At 71.9% G+C, this 9,112-nt stretch carries 7 protein-coding genes; 5 read left to right on the top strand and 2 right to left on the bottom strand.

The genetic code is table 11. The features are described 5' to 3' along the window. The first annotated feature begins 210 nt into the window (after positions 1 to 210). From KMS84_RS36170 to KMS84_RS36180, 3 genes are all read left to right on the top strand, one after another. Positions 211 to 954, top strand: coding sequence for a L,D-transpeptidase family protein (locus KMS84_RS36170; RefSeq protein WP_256920777.1), 744 nt, complete (start codon positions 211 to 213; stop codon positions 952 to 954). Between the two features lie 111 nt (positions 955 to 1,065). Next, positions 1,066 to 2,694 (top strand): peptide-N4-asparagine amidase, encoded by a 1,629-nt coding sequence (locus KMS84_RS36175; RefSeq protein ID WP_256920778.1) that lies wholly within the window; start codon positions 1,066 to 1,068, stop codon positions 2,692 to 2,694. A 192-nt stretch (positions 2,695 to 2,886) separates the two neighbouring features. Beyond that, positions 2,887 to 4,287: a cation:dicarboxylate symporter family transporter gene (locus KMS84_RS36180; protein WP_256920779.1), complete on the top strand. Its 1,401-nt coding sequence runs from the start codon at positions 2,887 to 2,889 to the stop codon at positions 4,285 to 4,287. 177 nt (positions 4,288 to 4,464) lie between these two features. Here the strand turns inward: KMS84_RS36180 and KMS84_RS36185 are convergent, their stop codons facing one another. After that, positions 4,465 to 5,013: a MarR family winged helix-turn-helix transcriptional regulator gene (locus tag KMS84_RS36185; RefSeq protein WP_256920780.1), complete on the bottom strand. Its 549-nt coding sequence runs from the start codon at positions 5,011 to 5,013 to the stop codon at positions 4,465 to 4,467. A gap of 93 nt (positions 5,014 to 5,106) precedes the next feature. On the opposite strand from KMS84_RS36185, the gene KMS84_RS36190 reads away from it, so the two are divergent. Continuing rightward, a complete protein-coding gene (locus KMS84_RS36190) occupies positions 5,107 to 6,963 on the top strand; it encodes an ABC transporter ATP-binding protein (protein ID WP_256920781.1) in 1,857 nt (618 codons plus the stop codon). A 53-nt stretch (positions 6,964 to 7,016) separates the two neighbouring features. Then, positions 7,017 to 7,871, top strand: coding sequence for an endolytic transglycosylase MltG (mltG, locus tag KMS84_RS36195; protein ID WP_256920782.1), 855 nt, complete (start codon positions 7,017 to 7,019; stop codon positions 7,869 to 7,871). 12 nt (positions 7,872 to 7,883) lie between these two features. Here mltG and KMS84_RS36200 read toward each other — a convergent pair whose 3' ends face one another. Next, the gene (locus KMS84_RS36200; protein ID WP_256920783.1) at positions 7,884 to 8,963 is read right to left on the bottom strand and encodes an NAD(P)-binding domain-containing protein; all 1,080 of its coding nucleotides are present in this window, start codon (positions 8,961 to 8,963) and stop codon (positions 7,884 to 7,886) included. Positions 8,964 to 9,112 lie beyond the last annotated feature (149 nt).

Consider the following 9,112-nt stretch of genomic DNA (forward strand, 5'->3'; position numbering starts at 1 on the left):
GCGGAAGGGGGATCTGGGAGGAGAGGAGAGGGGGGAGGGGCGGACGGGAAGGTCCGCGGAGTGCGGCAGCAAACCGTGCAAGGTTCGCGTCGTGGCGCGGTCGGAATCAACCGGTTTTCCGTGGCGACAGCGGGATCCGGGCACGACCAACCCGAGCAGAACGTCCCGGATGTTCCGAAGAAGTCCGGAAAGCGATGCGAACATGGGCCGATGCGACTCGGTGAAGGGCGGCGCGCGGGCGCCGCCGCAGTGGCCTCCGCCCTTCTGTCCGCGGTGCTGGCCGCCTGTGTGGGGGCCGGCGCGGAACGCGGAAGTGACGGCATGGCAGGGGCCGGTCCGCACAGCGGCGGTCGCTCGCCCGGAGCGGCCGCGGCGAGCGGCCTCCCGGGTGTCGGCGAGCGGCTGCGAGGGCGGATTCCCGTGGCCGCGCGCCAGGTGGTGGCGGTGTACGGCGACGGAAGGAACTCCGCACGGGCCACCGTGGTGCTCTACGCCGAACGGGGCCGCCACTGGGAGCGGGTTCGCGCCTGGCCGGGCCACAACGGCAAGAGGGGGTGGACGGCCGGGCACCGTGCCGGTGACAACCGCAGCCCGGTGGGCGTGTTCACCCTCACCGACGCCGGTGGGGTGCTCGCCGACCCCGGGACCAGGCTGCCCTACACGAGGTCCGCGTCCTTCGCGGCGCCGCGCTGGTGGGCGAGATCGCACTGGCACGACTTCGACTACGTCATCGCCATCGACTACAACCGCGTCAAGGGTGCGCCGCCCGACGATCCGACGCGGCCCGACGGGCAGGAGAAGGGGGGCGGCATCTGGCTGCACATGGACCACGGCAGCGGTACGTCGGCCTGCGTCAGCGTGTCCCGGGCGGCGATGGAACACCTGTTGCGCACGCTCGACCCGCACGAGCATCCTGTGGTGGTCATGGGGGACCGGGCCTCGTTGCGGGCGTGAGGGCGAGCGGATGAGGGGCCGCGGTGTCACGCCGCCGGGGCCGGCGCGCAGTGGTGGAGGCCCCGGACGCGTCATTGCGGGGAGTCGCGGACACCCCGTAGAACACGGGCCATGAGACGTCGGATAATCATGTCCATGCTCACCGGGGCGAGTCTCCTGGCGAGCGCCCTCATCGGCGGCGGAACGGCCCGTGCGGCCGCGCCCGCGCCCTTGACGGCCGAGGCTCCCGCGGAGTTCGGCACCGACTGGCACGACCCTCTCACCGCCGCACCGGCTGTGGCCCGCCCGCATACGAAGTCGTGCCGGGTCACCCTCGCCGACGCGCGGTTCCGCGACTTCACGCCGTACCGCGGCTCCTACCTCCCCCCGCGAGGCTGCGGCGACCACTGGAGCACCGTGGTGCTCCGGCTGGACGGCAAGGTCAAGGGGAGGCAGTTCGACCGGCTCGGCTATCTGCATGTCGGAGGCGTGGAGATCCTCCGCACCTCGACGCCCGAGCCGTCCCCCGACGGCATCGAGTGGTCCGTCGAGAAGGACGTCACCCGGTACAGCGACACCTTCCGCTCCGCCCAGGACGTGGAGATGCTCATCGGCAACGTCGTCGACGACACCTACACGGGTGTGATCGACGTCGAGGCGACCCTCACGTTCTACGCCGGAAGGCCGACGGCCGCCGCCGTCCCCGATCGCGTCCTCACCACGGCCGACGGCCCGGGCGGGGCGACCCTCACCACGCCCCGCAACAGCGAACGCGTCGTGGCGGAGGTGTACGCCACCGGCTCGGGCGGTGGATGCGAGGAGTACTGGTACCTGGCCGTGCCCGCGGCGGCCCCGTACTCCTGCCGGACCGACGACGGCCCCTATCGGGAGGTGCAGGTCGCGGTCGACGGGAGACTGGCCGGAATCGCCACGCCCTTCCCGACCGTCTGGACGGGCGGCTGGTCCAACCCCTTCCTCTGGTACGTGATCCCGGGGCCCCGCGCTTTCGACGTCAAGCCGATCGAATACGACCTGACCCCCTTCGCCGGGATCCTCAACGACGGCCGCCCGCACCGGATCGAGGTGTCGGTCGTGGGCGTGCCCGCGGGGCAGAGCGGCTGGAGCACCCCCGTCAACGTCCTGGTGTGGCAGGACCCGGGCAGGGCCGTCGTCGGCGGGCGTCTCGTCACGCATGACGCGGGGAGCCCCACCGGCTCCAGCGTCTACACACCCGGCACGGAGCACCGGGTCGACACCGGGGCCGCTCACCGGCTGACCGTCTCCGGCTACCTCGACACCTCGCACGGCCGGGTGCGCACGACCGTCAGCCGCGCCGTCGCCCACACCTCCGTGCACCGCTGGAACGACGGGGAGACCGTGGACGGCCTGGAGGCCGGCTGGACGGACGACGAGACGGTCACCGTCGACGGCCGCGGGCCCGCCCGGTCGACCCGCACGCACCGGACGTACACCATGAACGGCGTCACCACCCTCGGCGCCGACGCCCGGCTGCGCACCCGGCTGACCCTGGGCGACCGGGCCGACGCGACGACGACCCGAGCGAATCGCCGCGTCGCGTGGTCGCGGCTCGACGACACCTACCGCGGGGACGCCTCCTACACCGTGGACGTGCCCCGCGACCAGCGCCACGCCGTCGGCACGACGAGTGAGCGCTACCGGCTCCACGGCTCCGGCGGCTGCCACGACCGACGGCTGACCACCGTCCAGGGGGTGCTGACCGAGGACCGCCGGGGCTGCTGAGCCCGAACGCGTGCGACGCGTCGCCCGGGAGGGGATTTACGCGACGGAAACACCGCGGTTGCGCGCGTGATCAACGGCGGCTGCACAGTGATGCACACGGAAACCGCTTTCCGTATCGCAGAAGTCCCTGCGGCTTCTCCGTGGCTTCCCTGTGCCACCGTGCCCCGTGCCGCCGTCCCCCTAGGAGCGCCCGTGCAGCCGTCCGTCCCGTCTCCCCCGCGACGCGTCGCACGCCTACTGCGTACCTCTCTCTTCGCCCAGGTCGCTGTCGCACTGGTCCTCGGCGTGATCGTCGGACGACTCTGGCCCGGCGTGGCCGCGGACCTCCAGCCGCTCGGCGACGGCTTCACCCGGCTCATCAAGACGATCATCTCGCCCCTGGTGTTCTGCGTGGTCGTCGTGGGCATCGCCAAGGCCGGGGACCTGAAGGCCTTCGGCCGGATCGGGCTCAAGGCCCTGGTCTGGTTCGAGGTCGCGAGTACGTTCGCCCTGGTCATCGGATTGCTGGCCGCCAACATCGTCCAGCCGGGCTCGGGCATGAACGTCGACCCCGCCACGCTCGACGCCTCGGCGGTCGACGCGAAGACCGGCGGCGGTTCGCTGCCCTCGACCACCGAGTTCGTCGTGAACGCGCTCCCCACCAGCTTCGTCGGCGCCTTCGCGGAGAACTCACTGCTCCAGGTGCTCGTCCTGGCCTGCCTGGTGGGGGCGGCGCTCCTGCATCTCGGCCACACGAGGGTGCCCAAGGTGCTGCCCGCCATCGAGCAGGCCCAGGAGATCGTCTTCGCCGTCGTCGGGTTCGTCATGCGACTGGCGCCGATCGCGGTGTTCGGGGCGACGGCCGTCCTGATCGGCAACTACGGGCTCGGTGTGATCGAGACCTACGGCAAACTGATCGCCCTGTGCTATGCGGCGGCGGCCCTGTTCATCGCGCTGCTCGCCGTCGCGCTGCGGGTGGTCACCGGGTTGAGCCTGTGGAAGTTCCTGCGCTACATCCGTGCCGAGATGCTTCTCGCGCTCGGCACGGCGTCCACCGAATCCGTCATGCCCCGCGTGATGCAGAAGCTGCGCAGGGCCGGGGCCCGTGACGACGCCGTGGGGCTGGTGCTGCCGACGGGCTACTCGTTCAACCTCGACGGGGCCTCGCTCTACCTGTCGATCGGCACCCTGTTCATCGCCCAGGCGGTGGGCGTGGACCTCGGCCTGAGCGAGCAGATCACGGTGATCCTGGTCCTGATGCTCACCAGTAAGGGCATGGCGGGCATCCCCGGCTCGGCCTTCCTCGCGCTGTCGGCGACCGCCTCCTCGCTCGGGGCCGTTCCGGCCGGCGCCGTCGCGCTGCTGCTGGGCGTGGACCGCATCATGGACTCCATGCGGGTCGTCACCAACCTGCTCGGCAACTGCGTCGCGGTCTTCGCCGTCTCCCGCTGGGAGGGTGCGCTCGACCTGGAGCAGGCCAGGAAGGTGCTGGACGGTGATGTGCCGGAGGAGTCGGCGGGGACCGAGAACCCCCTCGGGGCCGACGCCACGACCGGCGCCGCGGGCGGGGTGCCGCCTCAGCCCGTCAAGGAGACCGCGTCCGACCCCGCCTGACCGAACGCCGCCGGCGTCGCCGTGGCGAGCGGACCCCGTTGACGCCCACCACGGCCATGACGACGACGGCGACGGCGACGACAACGGCGATGACGAAGGCGACCTTGACGTGACGGGCCGCGCCACCTCCCTCCCTGACCACCGGGAGGGAGGTGGCGCGGCCCGTTCGCGCGCGGTTCAGCGCGTGCGTCCCGGCTGCTCCTTCCGGTCCGGCTCGCTCCGCCGGTCCGGCTCGCCCTCGCCCGCGTGCTCCCGCTCGTCGTGTCGTTCCCGCCCCGGCTCGTGGTCCACCGACTCGCCGCCCACCAGCGCGTCCAGCAGACTGCTGAGCACCTCGCGCTCCAGCGTCGTCAGCGGGTCGAGGATCTCCTCCGCCGCAGACACGCGGGCGCCGCGCAGCTCGCGCAGGGCCCCGCGACCGCCTTCCGTGAGCTCGATCCGGATGACCCGCCGGTTGGTGGGGTCGGGGGCCCGGCGCGCAAGGCCGCTCGCCTCCAGCCCGTCGACCAGGGTCGTCACGGCCCGGGGCACCACCTCGAGCCGTGCGGCCAGGTCGGCCATGCGCGGCGGTCCGTCGCAGTGCGCGAGGGTGCGCAGCAGCCGGGCCTGGGCCGGCGTGACACCCAGCCCGCTCCGTTGCAGATGGCGCTTCTGGATGCGGTGCACCCGGCGCGTGAGCCGCAGCAGTTGCTCGGCGAGCAGGCTGTCGGAATCGGGGGTGGTCATGCGGGAACAATATCAGGATGCCGTTCATTGTGAGTATAGGTAACAATGAGCTACGCTCCGTCAGTCCTCGTCATCACACCCTCCGTAGGAGCCATGCCCCGAGATCACATCGACTGGACCCCCACACCCGGCGCGTCGGCCGACGAACCCCGTCAGGTGCGCCGCATCCTCGCCCTCTTCAAGCCCTACCGCGCCCGGCTCGCCGTCGTCGGCCTGCTGGTCGCCGCGTCGTCGCTGGTCACCGTGGCCACGCCCTTCCTGCTCAAGGAGACGCTGGACGTCGCGATCCCCCAGGGGCGCACCGGCCTGCTGAGCCTGCTCGCCCTCGGCATGATCCTCAGCGCCGTGCTCGGCGGAGTCTTCGGCGTCCTCCAGACGCTCATCTCCACCACGGTCGGCCAGCGCGTCATGCACGACCTGCGAACGGCCGTCTACGGGCGTCTGCAACGCATGTCCCTGGCCTTCTTCACGCGCACGCGCACCGGCGAGGTGCAGTCCCGCATCGCCAACGACATCGGAGGCATGCAGGCGACCGTCACCTCCACCGCGACCTCGTTGGTCTCCAACTTCACGGGCGTGGTCGCCACGATCATCGCGATGGTCGCCCTCGACTGGCGGCTGACGGTCGTCTCGCTCCTGCTGCTGCCGGTGTTCGTGTGGATCAGTCGCCGGGTCGGCAACGAGCGCAGGAAGATCACCACCCAGCGTCAGAAGCAGATGGCCGCGATGGCCGCCACGGTCACCGAGTCGCTCTCGGTCAGCGGCATCCTGCTCGGCCGCACCATGGGCCGGGCCGACTCCCTCACGCAGGCCTTCTCGAACGAGTCCGAGCAGCTGGTGGACCTGGAGGTCCGGTCGAACATGGCCGGTCGCTGGCGCATGGCCGTGATCGGGATCGTCATGGCGGCCATGCCCGCCGTCATCTACTGGACGGCCGGAATAGCGCTACAGCTCGGCGGCCCCGACGTCTCCCTCGGGACGATCGTCGCCTTCGTGTCGCTCCAGCAGGGCCTGTTCCGCCCGGCCGTCAGCCTGCTGTCGACCGGCGTGCAGATCCAGACCTCGCTGGCGCTCTTCCAGCGCATCTTCGAGTACCTCGACCTCCCCGTCGACATCACCGAGCGCGAGAACCCGGTCCACCTCGACCAGATCAAGGGCGAGGTGCGTTTCGAGGACGTCGTCTTCCGCTACGACGACCGTGACGGCGAGGACGGCGGCGACGGACGCAAGGGTGACGGCGGCGGCGCGCGGGCGGTCGGGCCGATCCTCGACGGCATCGACCTCACCGTCCCCGCGGGCGGCAGCCTCGCCGTCGTCGGTCCGACCGGCGCGGGCAAGTCCACACTGGGCCACCTGGTGCCGCGGCTGTACGACGTGACGGGCGGCCGTGTCACCCTCGACGGCGTCGACGTGCGCGACCTCGACTTCGACACTCTCGCCCGCGCGGTCGGCGTCGTCTCGCAGGAGACGTACCTCTTCCACGCCACGGTCGCCGACAACCTGCGCTTCGCCAAGCCGGACGCCACCGACGAGGAGCTGCACGCGGCGGCCCGGGCGGCGCAGATCCACGACCACATCGCCGCACTGCCCGACGGCTACGACACGGTGGTCGGCGAGCGCGGGCACCGCTTCTCGGGCGGGGAGAAGCAGCGCCTGGCCATCGCCCGCACCATCCTGCGCGATCCGCCGGTGCTCATCCTCGACGAGGCCACCAGCGCTCTGGACACCCGTACGGAGCAGGCCGTCCAGGACGCCATCGACGCGCTGTCGGCCAACCGCACCACCCTCACCATCGCCCACCGGCTGTCCACGGTCCGCGACGCCGACCAGATCGTGGTCCTGGACGCCGGAACGGTGGCCGAACGCGGCACGCACGAGGAGCTGTTGCGGCAGGACGGCCGGTACGCGGCCCTTGTGCGTCGGGACGCCCGGCTGGAGCCGACAAGATGAAAGTATGTCTGGCTATGCCGGTTTTGCGATGATCTGAGGGTTACCGTGCCCCCATGCAGATGAACACTCCGCCCCGGAGAACGATTCGACTGACGCGCCGGGGCCGTATTGTCCTGATCGCGACCGGAGCCGTCGTGGCCGGCGCCGCCGTGGCGGTGCCGCTGCTGACCCTGGGCAGTGCCGCGCGGGAGCCGAAACCGAGGACCCTGGTCATCCCCGAGGGCTGGCGCGCGAGCCAGGTCTACGCGGCGATCGACAAGGCCCTCGCCCTGCCGTCCGGAACCGCCAGGAAGGCGATGCCGACAGCGGGCCTGAAGCTCCCGGCCGACGCCAAGGGCAACCCGGAGGGGTACCTCTTCCCGGCCACGTATCCGTTGGACGAGAAGGCCACGCCGCGGACCCTGCTGGCGTACATGGTCGACACGGCCGACAAGCGGTTCAACGGCGCACCCGTCACCGCGGGCGCCCAGCGCAACGCCATGAACGTGTACCAGGCGGTCACCGTCGCCAGCCTCGTCCAGGCCGAGGCCGCCACCAAGGCGGACATGGGCAAGGTGGCCCGGGTGGTGTTCAACCGTCTGGAGCGCGGGATGCCCTTGCAGATGGACTCCACCATCAACTACGCGCTGAACCGCTCCACCTTGAAGACGACGCAGAGCGACACCCGTGTCCAGAGCCCCTACAACTCCTACCAGCGCATGGGCCTGCCCCCGACGCCCATCGGCAACCCCGGCGAGGAGGCGATGCGCGCCGTCGTCAACCCCACGCCGGGCGACTGGCTGTACTTCGTCACCGTGAAACCCGGCGACACGCGCTTCACCGCGAGCCTTCCGGAGCACCAGCGCAACGTCGCGGAGTTCAACCGCAACCAGAAGACGTCCGCGAGCCCGCCCGTCGCGGCCCGGTGAGGCGCCGGGACGTCAGGCGGCGACGCCCGACCCTTGCGCGAGCAGCCGCCTGATGTCCCGTACGGCCGCGCGGCCGGCCCGGTTGGCGCCGACGGTGCTGGCCGACGGCCCGTAGCCGACGAGATGGACGCGCGGGTCGGCGGCCGCGCGCGTGCCCTCGATCCGGATGCCGCCGCCCGGCTCACGCAGCCGCAGCGGCGAGAGGTGGTCCACCGCCGCCCGGAATCCGGTGGCCCACAGGATGACGTCGGCGTCGACCCGCCGGCCGTCGGCCCACTCCACGCCCTCCGGGGTGATCCGGTCGAACATGGGCAGCCGGTCCAGCACTCCGTCGGCCAGCCCCCGGCGGATCGCGTCGTTGAGCGGCAGACCCGTCACGGAGACGACGCTCCGGGGCGGCAGACCCTGCCGTACGCGCTCCTCCACGAGCGCGACCGCCGCGCGGCCCGCCTCCTCGTCGAAGGGCCCTTCCCTGAAGACCGGCGGCCGGCGCGTCACCCAGGTGGTGGCGGCCGCGTGCGGCGCGATCTCCAGAAGATGCTGGGTGCCTGACGCCCCGCCGCCCACCACGACCACCCGGGCCCCGGCGAACGCCTCGGGGCCCGGGTACTGGGCGGTGTGCAGCTGCCGTCCGCGAAAGGTCTCCTGGCCGGGATAACGCGGCCAGAACGGCCGGCCCCAGGTGCCGGTGGCGTTGATCAGGGCCCGCGCGGACCACGTCGCGTCCGGGGTCTCCACCAGCAGGCGTCCGGCGGGGCCCTCCCGGACCGCCCGTACGTCCACCGGTCGCCGCACGCGCAGATCGAACCGGCGCTCGTACGCGGCGAAGTAGTCGCCGATCACCTCGGACGACGGCCGGTCGGGATCCGCGTCCGTCAGCTCCATCCCCGGCAGCGCGTGCATCCCGTGCACCTTGCCGTACGTCAGCGAGGGCCAGCGGAACTGCCAGGCGCCGCCCGGGGCCGGCGCACGGTCGAGCACCACGAAGTCGCGCTCCGGCTCGAAGCCGGTGCGCCGCAGGTGATAGGCGCCGGCCAGACCCGCCTGACCCGCGCCTATGACGACGACCTCGACCTCGCGCACATCGTTCACGTTTCTACCAACGCCGCGGAGGACGTGGATCTTCCCCGGCAGCCGCCATGGAGGCCGTGACGGCCGCGGGGCGGACTTGGGCGGGCGCCGCTCGTGCCCGGGCGGGCGCGCTCGTGCCCGGGCGTCGTCGGCGTCCAGCCCCCCCCCCC

The organism is Streptomyces hilarionis (assembly GCF_024539675.1).
In the GTDB taxonomy this organism is placed as follows: domain Bacteria; phylum Actinomycetota; class Actinomycetes; order Streptomycetales; family Streptomycetaceae; genus Streptomyces; species Streptomyces hilarionis.